The sequence below is a fragment of the Lysinibacillus sp. C5.1 genome (genome assembly GCF_016350185.1).
GTDB lineage: Bacteria > Bacillota > Bacilli > Bacillales_A > Planococcaceae > Lysinibacillus > Lysinibacillus sphaericus.
In genome coordinates this window covers 567,316-587,843 of sequence record NZ_CP066226.1, presented here as the reverse complement: position 1 = coordinate 587,843, position 20,528 = coordinate 567,316, and the positions used below count along the sequence as shown (strand labels likewise).

General features: G+C 37.7%; 13 protein-coding genes. 4 read left to right on the top strand and 9 right to left on the bottom strand.

Annotation, left to right across the window (positions count from 1 at the left end; translation table 11 throughout):
- Nucleotides 1-204: 204 nt before the first annotated feature.
- The gene (locus tag I5435_RS02695; RefSeq protein WP_337983190.1) at nt 205-3,510 is read left to right on the top strand and encodes a hypothetical protein; all 3,306 of its coding nucleotides are present in this window, start codon (nt 205-207) and stop codon (nt 3,508-3,510) included.
- Between the two features lie 329 nt (nt 3,511-3,839).
- Nucleotides 3,840-4,292, top strand: coding sequence for an IS200/IS605 family transposase (tnpA, locus tag I5435_RS02690; RefSeq protein WP_337983189.1), 453 nt, complete (start codon nt 3,840-3,842; stop codon nt 4,290-4,292).
- A 212-nt stretch (nt 4,293-4,504) separates the two neighbouring features.
- Here tnpA and I5435_RS02685 read toward each other — a convergent pair whose 3' ends face one another.
- The 8 genes from I5435_RS02685 to I5435_RS02650 form a co-directional block, all read right to left on the bottom strand.
- Entirely contained in the window at nt 4,505-5,395 is an 891-nt protein-coding gene (locus I5435_RS02685) for a tyrosine-type recombinase/integrase (RefSeq protein WP_024361608.1), read from the bottom strand.
- 21 nt (nt 5,396-5,416) lie between these two features.
- Complete coding sequence (locus tag I5435_RS02680) at nt 5,417-6,262, bottom strand: helix-turn-helix domain-containing protein (RefSeq protein WP_337983188.1); 846 nt, start codon at nt 6,260-6,262, stop codon at nt 5,417-5,419.
- Nucleotides 6,263-6,535: 273 nt separating this feature from the next.
- Nucleotides 6,536-9,835, bottom strand: a complete 3,300-nt coding sequence (locus tag I5435_RS02675; RefSeq protein ID WP_337983187.1) for an S-layer homology domain-containing protein — start codon at nt 9,833-9,835, stop codon at nt 6,536-6,538.
- Between the two features lie 461 nt (nt 9,836-10,296).
- Nucleotides 10,297-11,013 carry a WecB/TagA/CpsF family glycosyltransferase gene (locus I5435_RS02670; RefSeq protein WP_337983186.1) on the bottom strand — a complete coding sequence of 239 codons (717 nt, stop codon included), beginning with the start codon at nt 11,011-11,013 and terminating at the stop codon, nt 10,297-10,299.
- Nucleotides 11,010-12,281, bottom strand: coding sequence for a nucleotide sugar dehydrogenase (locus I5435_RS02665; RefSeq protein WP_024362930.1), 1,272 nt, complete (start codon nt 12,279-12,281; stop codon nt 11,010-11,012). The genes I5435_RS02670 and I5435_RS02665 overlap by 4 nt, the downstream gene beginning before the upstream one ends.
- A gap of 278 nt (nt 12,282-12,559) precedes the next feature.
- Nucleotides 12,560-13,522, bottom strand: coding sequence for a nuclease-related domain-containing protein (locus I5435_RS02660; RefSeq protein ID WP_337983185.1), 963 nt, complete (start codon nt 13,520-13,522; stop codon nt 12,560-12,562).
- A gap of 132 nt (nt 13,523-13,654) precedes the next feature.
- The gene (locus I5435_RS02655; RefSeq protein WP_024362927.1) at nt 13,655-14,503 is read right to left on the bottom strand and encodes a flagellin N-terminal helical domain-containing protein; all 849 of its coding nucleotides are present in this window, start codon (nt 14,501-14,503) and stop codon (nt 13,655-13,657) included.
- A 168-nt stretch (nt 14,504-14,671) separates the two neighbouring features.
- The gene (locus tag I5435_RS02650) at nt 14,672-15,148 is read right to left on the bottom strand and encodes a hypothetical protein (RefSeq protein ID WP_024362926.1); all 477 of its coding nucleotides are present in this window, start codon (nt 15,146-15,148) and stop codon (nt 14,672-14,674) included.
- 225 nt (nt 15,149-15,373) lie between these two features.
- Here I5435_RS02650 and I5435_RS02645 point away from each other — a divergent pair, with 225 nt between their 5' ends.
- Nucleotides 15,374-16,948, top strand: coding sequence for a hypothetical protein (locus I5435_RS02645; protein ID WP_337983184.1), 1,575 nt, complete (start codon nt 15,374-15,376; stop codon nt 16,946-16,948).
- Nucleotides 16,945-19,713, top strand: a complete 2,769-nt coding sequence (locus I5435_RS02640) for a DEAD/DEAH box helicase (protein ID WP_337983183.1) — start codon at nt 16,945-16,947, stop codon at nt 19,711-19,713. The genes I5435_RS02645 and I5435_RS02640 overlap by 4 nt, the downstream gene beginning before the upstream one ends.
- A gap of 262 nt (nt 19,714-19,975) precedes the next feature.
- Here the strand turns inward: I5435_RS02640 and I5435_RS02635 are convergent, their stop codons facing one another.
- The gene (locus I5435_RS02635) at nt 19,976-20,398 is read right to left on the bottom strand and encodes a single-stranded DNA-binding protein (protein WP_108030606.1); all 423 of its coding nucleotides are present in this window, start codon (nt 20,396-20,398) and stop codon (nt 19,976-19,978) included.
- Nucleotides 20,399-20,528 lie beyond the last annotated feature (130 nt).

Below are 20,528 nucleotides of genomic sequence, written 5' to 3'. Positions count from 1 at the left end.
GTTGTTGTTCGCTCTGGCGGTGCTTTCCGCGGGCACACACGTAAGCCGCAACCCTCGCTAACGCGCGGAATGCCCGCGTCTTACGCTGTGTGCGTTCCCGCAGGAGTCACCGCCTCTGCTACCAACAACTAGTACACGCCTCTATTTATTGTTTACTGCAAAAGAATAAACAGCTAAGGTTTCCTTTATTTGCATAGCAGATAAATGCCATCATTTGAACGCGCTTCACAAACAATGCAACGTCAACAAATGGCAGTAGTTTTAGTACGTGCTATTAAAGAAATCGCTGGCGTAGACTTAGTAGCTGAGTACAAAAAAGCGAACTTCGTAACAGAAATTGGTGACTTAGACAAAGCTTACTCTGCAGAACAACGCACAGCGATCGTTGCTTTAGAATATGCGGGTATTACAAATGTTGCTCACTTCAACCCAGGTAACAGCGTAACACGCGGACAATTCGCTTCATTCTTATACCGCACAATCGAAAACGTTGTAAACAACCCAGAAGCGGGTGTTGCAGCAGTAAAAGCTATCAACAACACAACTGTTGAAGTAACATTCGACGAAGAAGTAGATAACGTACAAGCTCTTAACTTCTTAATCTCTGATCTTGAAGTGAAAAACGCAGCTGTTAAATTAACAAACAAAAAAGTTGTTGTATTAACAACTGCTGCTCAAACAGCTGACAAAGAGTACACTGTATCTCTTGGCGAAGAAAAAATCGGTACATTCAAAGGTATCGCAGCTGTAGTTCCTACTAAAGTAGATTTAGTAGAAAAATCAGTTCAAGGTAAACTTGGCCAACAAGTAACACTTAAAGCACAAGTAACTGTTGCTGAAGGTCAAGCGAAAGCTGGTATTCCAGTAACTTTCTTCATCCCAGGTTCTTCTAATGGCGTGAAAACTCCAGTAACAGTTGAAGCTGTAACAAACGAAGAAGGTATCGCAACTTACTCTTACACTCGTTATGCTGCAACAAACGACACTGTAACTGTATACGCAAACGGTGACCGTTCTAAATTCTCAACTGGTTATGTATTCTGGGCAGTTGACCAAACTTTAGAAATCACTGAAGTAACTACTGGTGCTACTATCAACAACGGCGCTAACAAAACTTACAAAGTTACTTACAAACACCCAGAAACTGGTAAACCAGTATCAGGTAAAGTACTTAACGTTTCAGTAAAAGAAAACATTGACGTAACTGTTGATAAATTACAAAACGTTACAGTTAATGGTCTTGCTGTAGTACAAACAAGCGATAACAACACACGTGCTGCACAAATCACAACTGATTCTAAAGGTGAAGCAACATTCACAGTTTCAGGTTCGAACGCTGAAGTAACACCAGTTGTATTTGAAGCAACTCCAGTAACAGTAACTAATGCTAATGGTACAGTTACAACAACTGGCTACACTCAAAAATACACTGCTGACACGTTACAAGCTTCTGCTGCGAAAGTAACATTCGGTGCTATTCAAGCGGCTTACACACTTGAAGTAACTCGCGATGGTGGCGAAGTTGCAGCAACTGGCTTAACAAACGGTCGTAAATATAACTTAGTAGTTAAGGATAAAGATGGTAAATTAGCTGCTAACGAAACAGTAAACGTTGCATTTAACGAAGATATTGACGGAGTAATCTCTACAGTTACTTCTGCACAATTCGTAAAAGTAGAAAACGGTAAACAAGTTGCATTTGAAGGTAAAAAAATCACTGTTAAAACAAACTCTAAAGGTGAAGCAAGCTTCGTTATCGGAACTGACCTTGCTAACGTAAACACTTACGCTACACCAATCGCTTGGATTGATATCAATAACCAAAGCGGTAAAGATGCAAACTTAGACAAAGGTGAGCCATCTGCAGTTGCACCAATTTCATACTTCCAAGCTGCATATTTAGATGGTTCTAAACTAGTATCTAAAAATGCTAAAGGTGACGACACTGAGAAATTTGACGGTGGAGAAACGGCTACATTTGAAGTACAACTTACAAACCAAAGTGGTAAAGTAGTTCCTAACTCTGGCTACACAACTAAAGATGTTACTTACACTGTTTACAACACTGGTGCAAACAATGTAAAAGTTGGTACTGTAGAAATCGCACCAAACCGCGTGCATACAGTAGTTGCTCCTACAGGTAAAATTGATGTTACTTCTGTAGAAGGTAAAACTTCTTCTGTAAAAGTTCTTGCTACAGGTGTAGCTAAAGAAATTAACGGAAACAAAGAATTTGCATTCACTGCTAAAGAAGCAACTGCAACATTTACTAATGCAGGGGAAATTACAAATCCTTACACAGGTGTACTTGATCTTACAAGCATCAACAAAAAAGATAAAGAAATCAAATTTGTTGATAAATCTAAAGCTGTAGCTTATGCTGGTGAAACAGGTAAAACTTACAAATACTTCGGTATTGGTAACACTACAATTTCTAGCGCTGACGCTTTCATTTCATTACTAGAAGAGTATAAGGCTACTAATAAAGTAGTTCGTGCAACATATGAAGTAAAAGATGATGTTGTAACATTCACTATTATCAGTGAAAATACTGCTGGTAACAACAATGGTGCTGCTGGTAAATTAGTGTCTGCAGTTGTAACTGATGAAACTCCAGATGTTGCTGGACTTGTAGATACAATTACATTCACATTCGATAAAGCTGTAGATGCTACTACTGTAGCTGCTTCTGACTTCACAGGTATTGCTGGCTATGCATTAACTGCTGGATCACAACAAGTATCTGGAACAACTGTTAAATTTGCTATTACACCTGTTGCTGCAGTAACAACTGCTACAGTAACAACAGTTGCTGATTCAATTACTGTTGGTTCTAAAGTAAGTAAGCTTTATACAAATAAAGCGAATACACTTGCTGTTACAGGTACAAATGCTGTTGCTCCAACAATTACAATTGATGGTCAATCAGTGGATGTTACTGTAGCTGGAACTACGAATGCTGCTGACTTCAATGGTCTTAAATTTGAATTTAAGCAAAATTCAGATGATACATTAAAAGCTACTTATAACAGTGGTGTTGTAAACATTGCATTACCAAATGCTACTCCTGCAAATGCTACTGCAGCTCTAATTAAGTCTGCAATCAATGCATTAGGCTCTACAACATTCAATGGTAAAACTATCAACTTAGCTGATGTTAACGTAGCAGTAAGTGGTGCAGGTCTTACAGGTACTACTATTTCTGGTGTAGCAACTTTAGCTAATGGTGTATCTGGCGCAACAGCAGTTAAAGGCGAATACAATTTTGCTGTATACCCAACATTAGTTACTGGTGATAAAGTTACTATTAACGGAATCACTTATACTAAGGTTGTAACTGGTGCATCTGTAGCTGCAAATAAAACATTTGATACAACTGCTAACTTATTACTTGCAATTAAAGCTAATGACCCACGATTCGATGCTACTTCTTCAGAAGCAGCAGGTGTATTTACTTTAATTGATGCAGCTGCAACAGGTGCTGCTGCACCAACTGTATCTGTGAACTAATTTAAAGCAGAATATACAAACTTTATTAAGTTCATAATTTTACATTAAAATTAGACATTGTAGAGGTTTTCTCTACAATGTCTTTTTTTTGTGTGTTATAAATATTTGAGTTACTATACTGTAGAGATTTTTTAAGTTGATATGTTCTGTTTGGAGAGACTATTTTGATTACTAATCATCCTGCTTAAATGATTGGTTTTTTTGTATTTTTTAAAATTCCCCTGTATGTAGGTGGTTCCGAAATGCTTTTAGCTATGGACAACAAAAAAACTCCAATCGTACAATAAAATCAGGTCTAGTCAACCGACTTTGTACGAAAGGAGTTCCAAATGGATAGTAAAAGTTTAGCACATACAACATGGAATTGTAAGTATCATATCGTTTTTGCACCGAAATATAGAAGACAAGTTATTTATCGTCAAATCAAAGCAGAAATAGGAAGAATACTACGTCAGTTATGTGAAAGAAAAGGTGTAGAAATTGTAGAAGCAACAGCGTGTCCAAATCATATATATATGTTGGTGAAGATTCCACCGAAACTAAGTGTATCTGCTTTTATGGGCTATTTAAAAGGGAAAAGTAGTGTAATGATTTTCAATCGGCATGATATTTTAAAGAACCAATTGGAAAGTCGTCAATTTTGGTGTCGTGGATACCTAGTAGATACAGTTAGTCGAAATCAAAAAGTGATTCACAAATATATTCAAAAACAATTACAAGAAGATTTACGCTATGATCAAATGTCAATAAATGAAATCATTGACCCTTTAAATTGTGAATAAATTAACTGGAAGAAAAAAGTCTGCCGCTTTAGCGGTTGTAGAAAAGAAGTATGGTTGGCGGACCTTTCAGAATATCGTTAGACATAAGGTATTTAAATAGCGTTTACGCGTAAAGGAACCCACCAGTTTTACTGGTGGGTTTTTAACAGAAAGCTTTTACATTGGTATAAATTATTATTTTTTTGAATAAATATTCGCTAGGTATGTTATTGTTATTTCAATTTCTTCATAGCCGACCTTAAATCATCTACTTTTAAATGTTGGTAGCGTGCAGTGGAACGGGAATCGGTATGACCTAATAGAGTTGCAATATAATGTTGGTCTACACCGAGTAGTGTTAAGTGTGTGGCGGTACAGTGACGAATGACATGGGGGGTTAATCGTTTTGTAATATTGCATTGGGCGCCAATTTTTTTTAATTTGATTCGGATTTCTACGCCGCTAATGGGCATATTACGGCTTACGGGAGAGGGAAATAAATAATCTGATCCGTTGTCTTTTGTTTTCTGTAAATATTCCCCTAATATTTTTTGTAGTTTTGGATGTAGGGGTAAGTGAAGATCTCTGCCACCTTTAATCCGTGGGAAGTATATTTTATTATTTTTTATATCAACATTTTCCTTTAATAACGTTCGAGCAGCTGTAATTCTTGAACCGGTATAATAGAGTAAGCTGATTAATACATAGTAAAACTCGGAGTACTTTTTCGCTGTAGCCAACACTAATGCCATTTCATCCATATCGAGTATTTCAGGTAAAGGTACATACACATTTCGAGTGGAAATACCTATTGTTGGATCGACTTTAAAGTTCAACTCTATTACAAGATATTTGAAAAATGCCTTCACACCATAAAAATATCTACTAATCGAATTGGGTTTATAATCCTGATTGCCTAAAAAATCTAGATATTCTAGAATATCATCCTTCGATATTTCCTCTGTTAAAATATGACCATCGTATAATTGATAAATAAAGGACGAGAACTTTTTTATATCATTTTCATAGCCAATAATGGTTTCTTCTGAATAGTACTTTCTTTTTAAATGTTGAAGAAATTTTTTAGAGTACTTAGGCAAATCAAAGTCAGAATGGATAATCAAAGAGATATCAGCTCCTTCCCGTTAGCTAATGTGTTCTTGAATATCTTGCATTGTATTGTGCTGCTCGTAATTAAGAACAAACCAACTTAATTTCGCATCACAATAGTTTAACTCCAATGAAAGTAACGCTTTTTGCACTAAGTAATGATGTTGTTGGCGATAGGACATATTAGGACTTAACCATAAAATATTAACGATTTTCTGTGGTTCACGAATATGCTGTAAATATTCCTCCGTTTGATAATAAAGGGAACAATCGCCTAACCAACTTTCAAACAGAGAGCGTTGTCTTCTATCAGCATGAAGTAATTGAAGATGCAATATATGATGCTGTACTTGTAATTGAAAATAGATTGGCTCATTCGATAAATTGATATAGCCCTTGTAGCTTTTATCTTGTTCAACTTCTTCACTTTCTGAAAACCAAGCATTTTTTATTATCGTAATACTTCGTTTGATATCTGAAAGCTCATAGGGTGTCAGCAAATGATAAAGCGTTTGTTGAATTTGCTCCTTAAAGTTTTCAATCATTGTATAACGTATATCTTCATTTAATTTTAGTAATAAATTGTTTAACTCTATTATTTCATTTGTTAAAGGGGGAGGCGATTCGCTAGATGGACTATGAATGGTAGGAATAGTTTGCAACTGTAATTCAACTAATTCTGCAAAAGACACATCAAAAAATTCTGCATACTTTTGCAATACTTTTTCAGATGCTTTCCTCGTCCCTTTTTCTATAAAGCCTACATAACTATGCGAAATACCTAATAAATCTGCCAATGCAGCAAGCGTTAGATGATGTTTATGGCGTAGCATTTTTAGTCGATTTCCTAAAGCAATGGCTTGTCCATCTTTGTTCTTCATTTTTCTCACACCCCTTTCTAAACTATCTTCCATTAGTACATGCTTTATAAAAGGACTAGTAAAAGTAATGTTGGAACTATGCAATATATTGCGAAGGAACAGAAGATAAGTTGGTGACTAATTCAAATTGCACTATATTGGATAATTTCAATAAAAGGATTTATACCCTCAATTTGGTAGTGTTAGTTAGAAAGAAAACCCAATGTATTGCACATGGGTTTTCTTTTTCTTTTATTTCTATGAATTCCTTAGTTTATAAAGTTGATGTTTCGTTTAGTTTTTAAGTGTTACTGTCCATTTATTCATTGCAGTTGGATTAAAAGCAACTTCATATGTGAACTCTTTTTCAAAAGTTGTTTCAGTTGCAGCAACTTTCACTTTTAGTGTACCTACAGCTGCATTTGTTGGAGCAGTAGTAAATAGCAATCCGACTGTGTTTTTGCCTAGGTCAGCAACAGTTGTTTTTTGACTATCAATAGTGAATTCTTGTTTGTCATCTATAATTACATTAGATGCAAATGAGATTGTAATGATTTCATTATTAGTATCCCAGTATATTTCGCCAACTGTTGGCGCAGCAGGAGCTTTTACTAATTTTGCAAGACCAGTTTCTAAAGCAGTTTTTGCATTTTCATACTCTGCTTTTGTAGCATTCGCTTTAGTTAATACATCAGTAGCCGTTTTCACAAGTACTTGAACTGCAGTTTTATCTTGATAATTCTCTTCTTTAACAGCTTTAATCGCTGCATCTAAATCCGATTTTGCTTTAGCTAAAGCATCTATTCCAGCTTGTTTATCTGCTTCTACTGTATTAATTGGAGCTGGTGCACTAACAGTTTTTAGATAGAAAGTAATATCGTTGTCTTTTGCTTCATACGTAATTTCTAAACCAGTATTACCGCCAGCTTTTGCAGCATCAACTAGTGCTTTTTCGAAGTTTGCTAATGATACTGGACGATTTGCTTCATCTCGGTAAGTGTAGTTCTTACCTGTTTCACCAGCATATCGAATTGCAGTTTTTCCGACAATTGTTAAAGTTCTTCTCGATGTATCGAAAGAAGCAATTCGACCTGATTCTAAGTTCGATACCTCATTAGTAGCAGTAAATTTAGCTGTTGCTTCTTTTGATGTAAAGTTGAAATCTCTACCATCATGGCGTACTTTACCTGTTGCTACCACTTTTACAGAGCCTGATTTACCATCATAAGAGCTCACTTTTAGCACTTCATTACCTGTTAATTTCACAGTTTGACTACGGTTTGGTGAGATTTTAGCTGTGTCTGAAACGGTTGTTGTTAAGCCTGCATCCCCAAGATAAATGACACTAGAACCAGTATTGTAGATTGTATACGTTACTTCTTCAAGTGTACCGATTGTTGTAGAGCTACCGCTTTGGTTAACTAAATCTACTTTAAATTCAGCCGATACATCGCCTTTTAAATCGGCTGTATCTCTAAATCTACCGTTGGCATCTTTCACTTTTAATGAAGCACCGTCTAATTTCTCTGCTTCGAAGTAAGAAATAGGGGCAATAGCTTTTGGTTCACCTTCATCAAGTGTTCCTTGTTTGTTAACAAACGCACTGTTAATATCAATCCAAGCGACAGGCGTAGCATATGTGCTTACTTTGTCATTCGCAATAATGAAGCTTGCTTCCCCTTTAGCGTCAGTAGTAACCGTAATTTGTTTCAACGTTGGTTTATACACTCTGTTGTCATTTGCATCTAATTCTACAAAATAAGCATCTGTGTTTGTGCTAATTACACGATCTAGATGTTCATTAAATGCCACATTGACTACTTCATTTTTCGCCACTTCACCATTTTTGTTTTTCACAACGACTTTGTATTTACGACCATTTTGATAACCGATAGCTGCTGTTTCACCACCATCACGTGTAACGTCAATCGTGTAGTCTGCTTGTAAAGCTGAGAACTTCACTTTCGCAGCAGAAGCTTGTAACGTGTCAGCAGTGTATTTTTGAGTGTAGCCAGTTGTTGTAACTGTACCATTAGCATTAGTTACTGTTACTGGAGTTGCTTCAAATACAACTGGTGTTACTTCAGCGTTCGAACCTGAAACTGTGAATGTTGCTTCACCTTTAGAATCAGTTGTGATTTGTGCAGCACGTGTGTTGTTATCGCTTGTTTGAACTACAGCAAGACCATTAACTGTAACGTTTTGTAATTTATCAACAGTTACGTCAATGTTTTCTTTTACTGAAACGTTAAGTACTTTACCTGATACTGGTTTACCAGTTTCTGGGTGTTTGTAAGTAACTTTGTAAGTTTTGTTAGCGCCGTTGTTGATAGTAGCACCAGTAGTTACTTCAGTGATTTCTAAAGTTTGGTCAACTGCCCAGAATACATAACCAGTTGAGAATTTAGAACGGTCACCGTTTGCGTATACAGTTACAGTGTCGTTTGTTGCAGCATAACGAGTGTAAGAGTAAGTTGCGATACCTTCTTCGTTTGTTACAGCTTCAACTGTTACTGGAGTTTTCACGCCATTAGAAGAACCTGGGATGAAGAAAGTTACTGGAATACCAGCTTTCGCTTGACCTTCAGCAACAGTTGCTTGTGCTTTAAGTGTTACTTGTTGGCCAAGTTTACCTTGAACTGATTTTTCTACTAAATCTACTTTAGTAGGAACTACAGCTGCGATACCTTTGAATGTACCGATTTTTTCTTCGCCAAGAGATACAGTGTACTCTTTGTCAGCTGTTTGAGCAGCAGTTGTTAATACAACAACTTTTTTGTTTGTTAATTTAACAGCTGCGTTTTTCACTTCAAGATCAGAGATTAAGAAGTTAAGAGCTTGTACGTTATCTACTTCTTCGTCGAATGTTACTTCAACAGTTGTGTTGTTGATAGCTTTTACTGCTGCAACACCCGCTTCTGGGTTGTTTACAACGTTTTCGATTGTGCGGTATAAGAATGAAGCGAATTGTCCGCGTGTTACGCTGTTACCTGGGTTGAAGTGAGCAACATTTGTAATACCCGCATATTCTAAAGCAACGATCGCTGTGCGTTGTTCTGCAGAGTAAGCTTTGTCTAAGTCACCAATTTCTGTTACGAAGTTCGCTTTTTTGTACTCAGCTACTAAGTCTACGCCAGCGATTTCTTTAATAGCACGTACTAAAACTACTGCCATTTGTTGACGTTGCATTGTTTGTGAAGCGTTTAGGTTGCCATTTGAACCGTTGAATACGCCTGCATCTTTTGCAAGTGCAGCATATTTAACTAATTCTTCTTCAGCTGTTACTGGTAGATCGTTGAAGCGTTGTTTTGAATTCCAGTCAGCTGGAATTTCTTGGCCTTGAGCTTCTAAATAACGACCTAATAATTTAACCACTTGACCGCGGTTAATTGTTTGGTTTGGTTTGAATGAGCCGTCAGCGTATCCATTGATGATACCTGCATCAGCAAGTGCGTTGATTGCTACTTCGTGGTCGTTACCTGCTACATCTGAGAATCCTGCTGCAGAAGCCACTGGTACGATAGCAGAAGCTACTAAAGTAGCCGTTGCAGCCGTAGCTACGAATTTTTTGTATTTCTTTGGTTGGTTAGCCATAGAAAAATTTCCTCCTCTAAGTTCAAAAATTATGTCTCTACTACATAGTTATGTAGTAAATAAACAACTACACATAAAAGTATAGTTGTATCCCTAAAAGTTGTCAATCATATTTTGGGAAAATTACTAATTGGTTTCCGGAAAATAGTGGACATCGAACTCTCTTTTACCATTGTCGTTTATCCAACACTTTTTTTCAAGTGAAAATATGCAACTTTACCAACAAAATCTAATTTTCTATCATTCCTTGTTCATATTTTCTAGAATCTTATAAAATAATGGATAATTAAGTTAAATCAGGGAACGAAAAAAGCTCAAGCATATAAATGCTTGAGCTTTTTTCGCTTGGGCTACCAACCGTTGTTTCCTTGCAGGGAATTCTATTTATTTCATAGAGGAAATTCCTATACACCTACAGTCTAACACTTTCAAATTAAAACGACAATACCATTTTTTAAAAATTATTGACGTTTTTGCCTAGCCACTTCCAATAAAAAAAGTGGTAAAGCGATTTGACGCTTGATACGCTTAGGTTCTTTCATTAATCGGTAAAACCATTCAAGACCAAATTTTTGGAAAATTTCTGGTGCGCGTTTTACTGTACCTGCCAACACATCGAATGATCCACCGACACCTTGATAAATCGTTGGGTGCAATCGGTCGCGATTAGCATTAATCCAATTTTCCTGTTTTGGACTACCCATTGCTACAAATAGTAAATCCGGTTGTGCTTCATTAATACGATCAATGACCTTCTGTTCGTCTTTTTCATAGCCGTCCTGTGTGCCGACTATTTTAATAGAAGGAAATAGTGATTTTAGCTTTGCTTGTGCTGCATCAGCTACCCCAGGTTTACCTCCATAAAGGAAAATAGGCTTGCCTCGTTTTGCCGCTTCTTCACAAAGCTTTATCATCATATCAACGCCTGTAACACGTTCACGAATTTGCCCTTTTTGAATTTTAGAAGCAAGAATAACACCAATCCCATCTGGAATTTGAAATTCTGCTTCATTTAATAGCTTTTTTAGTGCAGGGTCTTCTTTTGCTTTAATAATTTTTTCTGGATTGATGGCAACGACGAGCGCTTTTTGTTTCTTTTCAATGCGCTCGAATGCCATATCCATTAATTCATCGTAACCTTCTGTATTGACGTTAATGCCAAGTACTGTTTCTTTCATCGGTTTTTCGCATCCCCTAGTAAGTGGAACTGGAAGCCAGCTTCTTGCCATTTATCACGGTTTAAGCAGTTTTTCGTATCGAAGACGATTTTTGTTTTCACTGTGATAGCTGCTGCATCCATTGCTTTGAACTCATTGTGGTCTGTTAGTACAACGATGATGTCTGCGTCTTTTGTAGCTTCTTCTAAGCTTTGTGTTTGTGTAGCATGTTTGTTTTCTTTAATGTGCGGATCGTAAGAAATCACTTCTAAGCCTAGGTTTTGTAGCTCATCAATGACGATTGTTGATGGGCTTTCACGCATATCATCAACGTTTCCTTTGAAGGCTAGTCCAAGAACTGCTACTTTACCACCTGCGATTTTGTTTTCGTTTAAAATGGCTTGTGTTCTTTGTGCCGTATAGCTTGGCATGCTGTCATTTGTATTACGAGACAGATGAATAATTTGTGCTTGTTCGCCACCTAGCTCTACAAGGAACCATGGGTCAACAGCGATACAGTGACCACCTACACCAGGACCTGGGAAGTGAACATTTACACGTGGGTGGTAGTTAGCAAATTTAATGGCTTCCCAAATGTTCACGTCTAATTTTTCAGCCATTTTTGCTAATTCATTGGCAAACGCGATATTGACATCACGGTATGTGTTTTCCATTACTTTTACTAATTCAGCCGTTGTAGCATCTGTTAGATGAATTGTGCCATTTACAAATGTTTGGTAAAGCTCTTTTGTCATTTGTGCAGATACTGGATCAATCCCACCAACGATACGGTCGTTGTTCACTAATTCTTCAAAAATACGACCTGGAATAACGCGCTCTGGTGAATGCGCTACAAATAAATCAACGCCGAACTCTAGGTTTGCTTTAATTAGCTCTGGTAGCATAATGTGTTCTACTGTTTTCGGTGGAACTGTGGATTCAAGAATTACTAAGTTCCCTTTTCTTACATAAGGCACAATAGATGCCGTTGCTTGACGTACATATTCTAAATTCGCTGTATTGTCAGGATTGATTGGTGATGGAACAGCTACAATGAAAACATCTGCTTCTTGTGGTGTTGTTGATGCTGTTAAGAATCCTTCATCTACTGCTTTGTTTAGGCGTTCTTGTAAACCGTTTTCTTCAATATGAAGCTTTTTCTCTTGAATACTTTTTACTGCTGCTGGGTTTACGTCCACCCCATGTACTTTTATGCCGTGGTTGGCAAACATTACAGCCGTTGGTAATCCGATATAGCCAAGTCCAACGACACAAATTGATTTCGTCATTCTCTATTCTTCCTTCCGTTTCAAAAACGAGTAGTAAATTTTTATATGGTCTATAAATGCTGAATTGCATTTTTGTTCTGCATTATAGTATACATCTTTCAAGGGAAAGTGTGAATCAATTTGTTATTTTACAGTATTTTCTGTGTGCGATTTTGGATAATGGTGGGTTTAAAGTAGCTTTCTGGTGGCGATTTGTTTTGGTTTTGTGGCGATTTGTTCGGTCTTTGTAGCGTTTTCTGTACGCTTTGTGGCGATTCATGAGCGTTTTGTGGCGTTATCTAAAATTTTAGTGGCGTTTCCAATAACCTCGACAAATCGTACTTCGTAAGTTTGCCTGAATTACAGCATGTTTGGAATGTTTTTTGCAATAATCGTTTTGTGACATGTTTACACTCAAGCATTAAAAATGCACGACATTCCCTGTTCTTGATCGTATCTCCAACAAGCATGTAATAATCTTTCAATGCTTGTATATGTGCAGATGTACATTGATGCTGACATCTTCGGCAAAACCACGTTCTTTTTAACTTTTCCATTCCAAAGTGACCACAATTTTCGCAATAAACACCTCTTTGCAAAGCGGTAACCTCAAGTTGATAATAGCGGCAAAGTGGAAATGGGTTTCTGTCTTGTAATTGTGACAAAATAATGTTTGTTATTTCGTTCGTAGCTATCCCCATATTTTTCTCGATGATTTTGTACAGATATATCAGAAGTTCTCTGCCCATGACGATTGGCAGTCCTTCACCCTCACGATGGATTGCTACATTATTAAAAGGAAAAACAATAGCACCATAAATTGGTACCGTAATATTATGCTCGTTAAGAAAATGATGCATTGCCTGGATATACTGCTCCAATTGAATTTCAGGATGCGTAAATGCTTGAACTTCTCCTTTATCAGTAGTGCGTATTAACTGACGTGGGTCATTTTTAAAATGGACGGTTCCCCGTATATTTTTTATTTCTAATATGACGATGCCACTGGCTGTAATAATTAATATATCAATTTGCATGGGGAGGATCGTAGGAAGTATAACATTGTGGAAAAGGTGACAGTCACTAAGCTGCGGTAACTTTTGTAGCTCTTTCAAAATATATTGTTCTGCAAAATCGCCCGCTTCCTTATTTTTAAGTTCCTGTTGTAACGTTATGAATTGGAGATGTGAAGGAGGCAATCGACGAACAAGTGCTTGCAATCCCAATGTCAGTGACGACGGTGCGAAAGGCTTTACTATCAATAACTTCACTCCTTTTCTATTTACTATAACAGCAAAAAAGGCCCGAAAAAATAGCTTGCTTGAAATTAAAAATTTGCCATGATTTTAAAGGATAAAACTAAATTTTAATAACATAAAAAAAAGGAATCTCCATTAGTATCGGGGATTCCTCATTGTTCCGCTTTCTAGTAACTTTAAAATAGATTGTGCCTGCTGCATATGCAATGCTAGAACATATTGGCTTGCTTGAAGCAATATTTGCGACTTCACCATATTCATCATTTCCTTCGCAATGTCAGCATCGCGAATTCGTGATTCCGCTGCGGTTAAGTTTTCCGCTGTATTGACGTTTGCATTATAGGCATGCTCTAGGCGATTTTGATAAGCGCCCAAACGAGAACGCTCCGATGATACCCGTTTTAATGCCTCATCCATCGAGGAAATCGCATTATTGGCATTATCTCGTGTTGCTATTGAAGTCGTGGCGTCCAACCCAAGCGCCCCTGCCCCCATATCATTAATAAACAACTCGATCGTTTGACCAGCATTTGCACCCGCTTGAATCTTGAGACCATTCGTTGAATAATCGCCATTTAATAATGTCCTCGTATTAAATTCAGTATCTTTAGAAAGACGTTGAATTTCTTTTTTTAGCTCCTGAAATTCCAAATCCAGCTGATGTCGATCACTATCAGTTAATGTGTCATTGGATGCTTGTACTGCTAGCTCCCGCATTCGTTGAATCATGGCATGTGTTTCGTTTAGTGCACCCTCTGCTGTTTGCACAAGTGAAATACCGTCCTGTATATTTTTCGACGCCATATTCAACCCGCGAATTTGAGCCCGCATTTTCTCGGATATCGCAAGACCAGCCGGATCATCAGCCGCACTATTAATCCGATAACCAGTAGAAATTCGCAACATTGACTTGCTCATAGCATTATAGTGCCTATTCATGTTACTTAATATAGATAACCCTGAAGCAGACCACTTACCAAGCATTCCCCCACCCCCATGCTAAAAGTATTATTAGTTATATCGGTTTGTGACAACTTCTTTAAAGTTACATTGGTAAATAATCCAAATAATTGAAGTGTTCTATCTATAAAAGAGTTAAAGCACCCGCTTCTCTTTCTTGAAAAGTGGGTGCTTATTTGATGTACCGAGTATTCAATTTCCGAAACCTCCGAAATGCGTGCTCTTTTGATGTAGTAGCTCAAAAAAGAGTGCTTCATTGTAATCTGCTAATGCTTGGTCTATTAAATAATCAATGTTTTTTTGTTCAATTTCAGCAATCAACTGATCAATCTCACCTACAGTTGCTGAAGAGACAAGGGGTAACTGTGGCAATTTTGGTGTAGCGCTTTCAAGAATTGGCGTTAAATGTTCATGCACATTGGTAATGAGTAATAGCTGATAGAGTGGTAATCGGATAAAACGATTTCCCTTTTGGAAAACAAATACCTCAGATAAATTTTCGATTTGTTGTGTATGCAAGTTAATAATCATCTCTTTCCCTTCAATTGGAATGAAATGAAAAATCTCATTCTCTTTTAAAATTGAGAAATATTGATAAGCAAATACGAGACGCAATTTATCTCCAGAGATTTTCGTGTAAAACGGCTTCATATACTGAACTTGCATCATCCTTCATCCCTCCTTATTATCTGATTATTCAGATTTTAACACAAATCACGCATCTTGTTAACCATCTTATCCTCAAATTTTTTCTTTCTCATCATTCAGCTTATCATGTCTGCATTTTAATCGTATAATGGAAAGACAGTCTTTTTTTCTTCCCACAAAAGATGACATTCAATCATCTAAATAAAGCTAAAGTCATTGGCCAATGCAATTGAGAGGAGTGAGGTTATGGCTTTGTCTATTTCGCAACTAGCTAAGGAACATCAACCATTTATACTTGCTAAATTAAAAGAAGCTGAGCAGGATTTACATCCGTCCTCTAGCGAAGACGAGGAACTGGTGCGTCGTGCTGTATTTTCTGTACGAAACAAATCCATCGTATTTGAACGTTTTAATGGAGCAAGTTCTATATTATATGCAAGTGTACAGGATGTGAGACCTGCAACTGTAGAAATTGATTTTGCTCATGGGACTCTAAGCTGTAACTGTCCCCAACTAAAATGGTGTCGTCATCAAGTTGGCGCATTACTTGCTCTCTATCAGTATTTTGATTCTGTACAAAACTGGTCAGGTGCATGGCGTGCTCAAAAATCTGTGCAGTTAAAATCATTAGCGGATGAGCGTAGTCCTGAAAGCTGGCAGCTAATGGTCGACGAAGTAATGAAACGTCTGTTACCACCTGGTCGCATTTTAGAAGGCTATGGACTTTCAGCAATCCGTTCTGATGCATTAGAACGACTGCGCAAGCATATGCCATTTGAACGTGAATGGCAGCCACTATATAAGCTATTTATCGAACTTTCGATTTTTAATGCAATTTGGCGGCATTTAAATAATACGCAAGGTCATTCATTAGACTCACCTTATATGAAATACTTTATCGATCAAAGCGTGCAGTCATTTGAAAGTATATTAACTGAATTAACGAATCGTTCTCGACTTTTTGCAACTGATCCATTTTATAATGCCCTTCAAGAAATTGTCCGTAAATTTTTACTAGAGCGTGAAGGGCTGTTTGCTAGTCGATTACAAATCTATATGCTGCTGTGGGCAGTGCTTTTTTATGAGAAGCCTCGCCGTGAACAGGAGCTAACGCTGATTAACAATCTTGAAGAAGTTTCCCCCGAGATTTCTTTACAGTCATTAAAACTGTTATTTTACGTGTTATTACAAAAAGAACAGTTATTACAGGAAAGCATTGCGCATATTTCCTTACCACAAATGCAAGATTTGTTTGAGTTAGCCACTTTTGCTAAGCGTGCTGGCGAGTCACATTCACAGGCATTCATTTTACGTGCGATGCTCCCATTTGCTGAAGCTTTTTTACAGGAAACTGTGCCCGTCGTACAGCGAGCTCAATACGTACGGCAATTTCAATTGTTATATGAAGATATACAATTAACAGAAGAAGAAGAAACAACACTTTATAGCGCATTTGGTGTGTATGGACTACAGCCCTATTCGTTTTTCCTTATAAGAAAAGAGCGCTATCGCGAATGGGCAGCATTGCATCAATTAAATCTTTCCTCTTTTTCTTATTTAGAAATGTGTGGATTAAAAGATGTTCTACACCTAGCTCCAGCAGTTGTTTTACCTTTGTATCACGTCTATGCAATGGCAGAGATTACGCAAAAATCTCGTATGAATTATAAGCAAGCTGTACGTATTTGGAAAAGTATGCGGAGTGCCGCAAAAAGAGCAGGGAAAGTTGCTTATTTTGAAAATTACATGCAAACAATCCGTGCAGAATATAAACGACTTCGTGCACTTCAGGAAGAAATTGAGAAAGGAAACTTAGTATGATGACATTACATGCTCCCTCTCCGTTTACGAAAAAACAACAGTTACGTATTGAATCAGCTCAAAACGGCAATTATACGATGCGGGGTTTTACTACAAGTGGTGCAGCAATCGATGTTGACACACTGATTTCTTCATTATTTTTTAACTATGAAGCAAATACTTATGGTTTAATGACCAGTCGTACAGACATTTCCATCGATATTTCTAGTGCAGAACTACTCGATATCTTTTCTCCACGCTATCAGCACCCGTTTATTAGTTGGCAAGGGATTGACGCTGACAGTAGTACATTGATTGAACACGCACAAATGTTACAGCAATATTGGCAAGAGCCTAGCCTTTGGTCGTACGCCGTTATTGCAGATGATTTTTCCTCCTTGTCATTTAATATAGACGGGGTAGATACGGCATTACTGGAAGTAGCTGTGCAGCAAAAACTTGCACACGCTGGGTTATTGGTGTCTGATGTTCCGAAGCTCCTTCCATTTTTCATTCGCGGAGGATGGCCATTAGAGCAAGACCGTCAAGCTGGCACCGTTGCTGTTTCTCTACGTTTAAGTGAGCCTGAGGAAGATTCGGAAGTTTGGCTTTTGGAAACGGTGCTTAGTACAGTGACAACGAAAAATTACTGGACACCGGCTGTTCGAAAAAAATCACTACCGCTAGTCGATGCGCTACCAACAAAATGGCAACCATTTGCACTAGATATTGAACAACAACAAACGCAGATTGTCGAACTCCTTTCCATTGAAAATTTACAGTCTGATATTTTCATTCATGCTACCCTTGACGATTTGGAGGTTCGCACATTTTTACGTGAAGACCTAGCCCGTTTACAGGCACTTGGTTTTGATGTTGTGCTACCAGCTTGGCTAAAAGATTTAAAGCAATCCAAAATGCGTGTACGTGTTAGCACAGGTAATTTATCAACGAAAAAAGTTGCTGGACTCGATGATATTTTAACGTTTAAATGGCAATTTTCTATGAACGGTGAATCAATTTCTGCTGAGCAGTTTAAAAAGCTTGTCGATGAAAAACGTGAATTTATTCGTATTGGTACGGAATGGTTCCGAGTGGATGCCAACTGGATGCAAGAAATGCGTGCTTTAATGCAACAGGCTGAAGATGAAAGTTGGACTGTTCGTGAACTATTGTTCCGCGAGTTACCTGAAGATCTTTCTCCGCTAGAAGAGGAAGATGCTGATGATGCGTTGCGCGATGATCCAATTTTTGCATTTGAACTCCAGCAGTCTTTAAAATCGTATATGGAACAGCTTCAGGAGAAAAAAGGTCTTCCAGCAGTTCCAGTCCCTCTTTCATTAAATGCTAGCTTACGTCCTTATCAGCAAGAAGGGTTTGAATGGCTAGTCTTTATGCGTGAGCAAGGTTTTGGCGCCTGTCTCGCTGATGATATGGGACTCGGCAAAACTGTTCAGCTTATTTCTTACTTGCTGCATATCTATGAAACAACGGATGCCAAAGAACCATCCATTATTATTTGCCCAACTTCGGTCCTTGGTAACTGGCAAAAAGAGCTTGACCGTTTTGCTCCATCTTTAACTGTGCATACGCATTATCAAGCAAATCGAATGAAAGAGGATGCATTTGTTCGGTTTATTGAACAAGAAAAACCGCATGTTATTTTATCTACCTATGGAACTGTGTCACAGGATGCTGAATTTTTACAAGCAATTGATTGGGCAACTGTTGTATTAGATGAGGCACAAAATATTAAAAATATGCAGACTTTGCAATCTCGTTCCATTCGCAAATTACATGGTAGTCATCATATTGCTTTAACAGGAACGCCTGTTGAAAATCGATTATCAGAACTTTGGGCGATTTTTGACTTTATTCATAAAGGGTATTTAGGTAGCTTCGGTCGCTTTAATGAACAATTTATTTTGCCTATTGAGCGCGATGAATCCGAACCACATAAACAAAAGCTACGGGCAAAAATTCAACCGTTTTTACTTCGTCGTACAAAGCGAGATCCAAATTTACAGCTTAATTTACCTGATAAGCAAGAGTCCCATGCGTACTGCGCCTTAACGGCAGAGCAAGCTTCACTGTACGAGGGCTATATTTTAGAAACGTTGGATCAGCTAGAACAACTAACGGGCTTCCAGAAAAAAGGACGCGTCTTAAAGATGCTAAGTAAATTGAAGCAATTATGTAATCACCCTGCTCTTTATTTAAAGGAACCTTTTGAGGATGCTGCAACGATGCTGACACGCTCGGTCAAATTAGAGCGCATTGTTCAAATGGCAGCAGAAATCGTCGATAATGGTGAACAGTGTCTTATTTTTACGCAATATATTGGAATGGGCCAATTACTTCAGCATTGTTTCAGTGAAATTTATAATGTCGATGCACCGTTTTTAACGGGCGCCATGCCTAAACAGCAGCGTGATCGATTGGTGGAGGCTTTTCAGGCAGGAGAATTCCCTATTTTTATTCTCTCATTAAAGGCTGGAGGAACAGGGTTAAATTTAACTGCTGCAAATCACGTACTACATGCCGATCGTTGGTGGAATCCTGCTGTTGAAAACCAAGCAACAGACCGTGCTTATCGAATTGGGCAAACGCAATTTGTGCAAGTGCATAAGTTTGTCACGATTGGGACGATTGAAGAAAAAATTGATAAGATGCTGGCGCAGAAATCTGCATTATCAGAAGAACTCATTCAATCAAGCCAGTGGTTAACGGAGCTAGATGATGATGAGCTTCGAGATTTGATTTCACTCGATTATAACTTGTCTTAAAGATGCGCCAAGAGCTCTAACGTTCTTGGCGCTCTTTTACTTTGCAACATATTCGTGAACAATGTTTACTTCTTTCTACTTACTTCATATTCTTATTTAGTTGTGTGAAATAATCATTGCTGTGCGGTCTTCAGCAACGATAGATGATAGGATAGTCCACAACGCCCCTTTCTAACTAAAATGATTACGGTGCAAAGCATTCTAGGAGAATGGCGAATTGCGTAAATGTTTAGCTTTGCTCCGTATGTATTGCGATAGTCGGTTATACTACTGGTAATTGCAATTCTTTCTTAGGTAACACAAAATCTTTCATAATCTCCTGCTCGACCGATGACGATGATGGCAATGTGCTTCCATCATTATCTGGCTGTTTCAGCCTATAGAAGCGAACATCTTCTACAACCACTTCTGTCATATAAATCTTGGTGCTGTGCTCATTCGTAAATGATCTAGATTGAATACGTCCATTTATGCCAACTAATGAACCTTTACCGCAAAACTTCACAATATGCTCTGCCAGTTTTCCCCATACTGTACAAAGAATAAAGTCAGTCTCTACTTCTCCACGACTGTTTTTGTAATTGCGATTTATGGCAAGGGAAAAATGAGATTGGACACGATTTCTAGATAGTTGTCGCAACATAGGATCTTTTGTTAATCTTCCAACCAGTCCGACTTGGTTCATTGATTCACCTCCTTTGTGTTTAATTGCCCTCATCTTACAAGAGGCTATTCACTTTTGGCAAAACTCGGTTTTTGTTTTTTAGCTCATTTTTAAATAAGAAAATAATTTTTTTAGCTGTTATTTATTTGTT

Excerpts from the sequence above, each read along its gene's own strand:
- I5435_RS02635 (WP_108030606.1), bottom strand. The coding sequence starts at position 20,398 with ATGAACCAAGTCGGACTGGTTGGAAGATTAACAAAAGATCCTATGTTG.
- I5435_RS02670 (WP_337983186.1), bottom strand. The coding sequence starts at position 11,013 with ATGAAAGAAACAGTACTTGGCATTAACGTCAATACAGAAGGTTACGAT.
- I5435_RS02695 (WP_337983190.1), top strand. The coding sequence starts at position 205 with ATGCCATCATTTGAACGCGCTTCACAAACAATGCAACGTCAACAAATG.
- I5435_RS02680 (WP_337983188.1), bottom strand. The coding sequence starts at position 6,262 with ATGAAGAACAAAGATGGACAAGCCATTGCTTTAGGAAATCGACTAAAA.
- I5435_RS02645 (WP_337983184.1), top strand. The coding sequence starts at position 15,374 with ATGGCTTTGTCTATTTCGCAACTAGCTAAGGAACATCAACCATTTATA.
- tnpA (WP_337983189.1), top strand. The coding sequence starts at position 3,840 with ATGGATAGTAAAAGTTTAGCACATACAACATGGAATTGTAAGTATCAT.
- I5435_RS02655 (WP_024362927.1), bottom strand. The coding sequence starts at position 14,503 with ATGCTTGGTAAGTGGTCTGCTTCAGGGTTATCTATATTAAGTAACATG.
- I5435_RS02665 (WP_024362930.1), bottom strand. The coding sequence starts at position 12,281 with ATGACGAAATCAATTTGTGTCGTTGGACTTGGCTATATCGGATTACCA.
- I5435_RS02675 (WP_337983187.1), bottom strand. The coding sequence starts at position 9,835 with ATGGCTAACCAACCAAAGAAATACAAAAAATTCGTAGCTACGGCTGCA.
- I5435_RS02640 (WP_337983183.1), top strand. The coding sequence starts at position 16,945 with ATGATGACATTACATGCTCCCTCTCCGTTTACGAAAAAACAACAGTTA.
- I5435_RS02650 (WP_024362926.1), bottom strand. The coding sequence starts at position 15,148 with ATGATGCAAGTTCAGTATATGAAGCCGTTTTACACGAAAATCTCTGGA.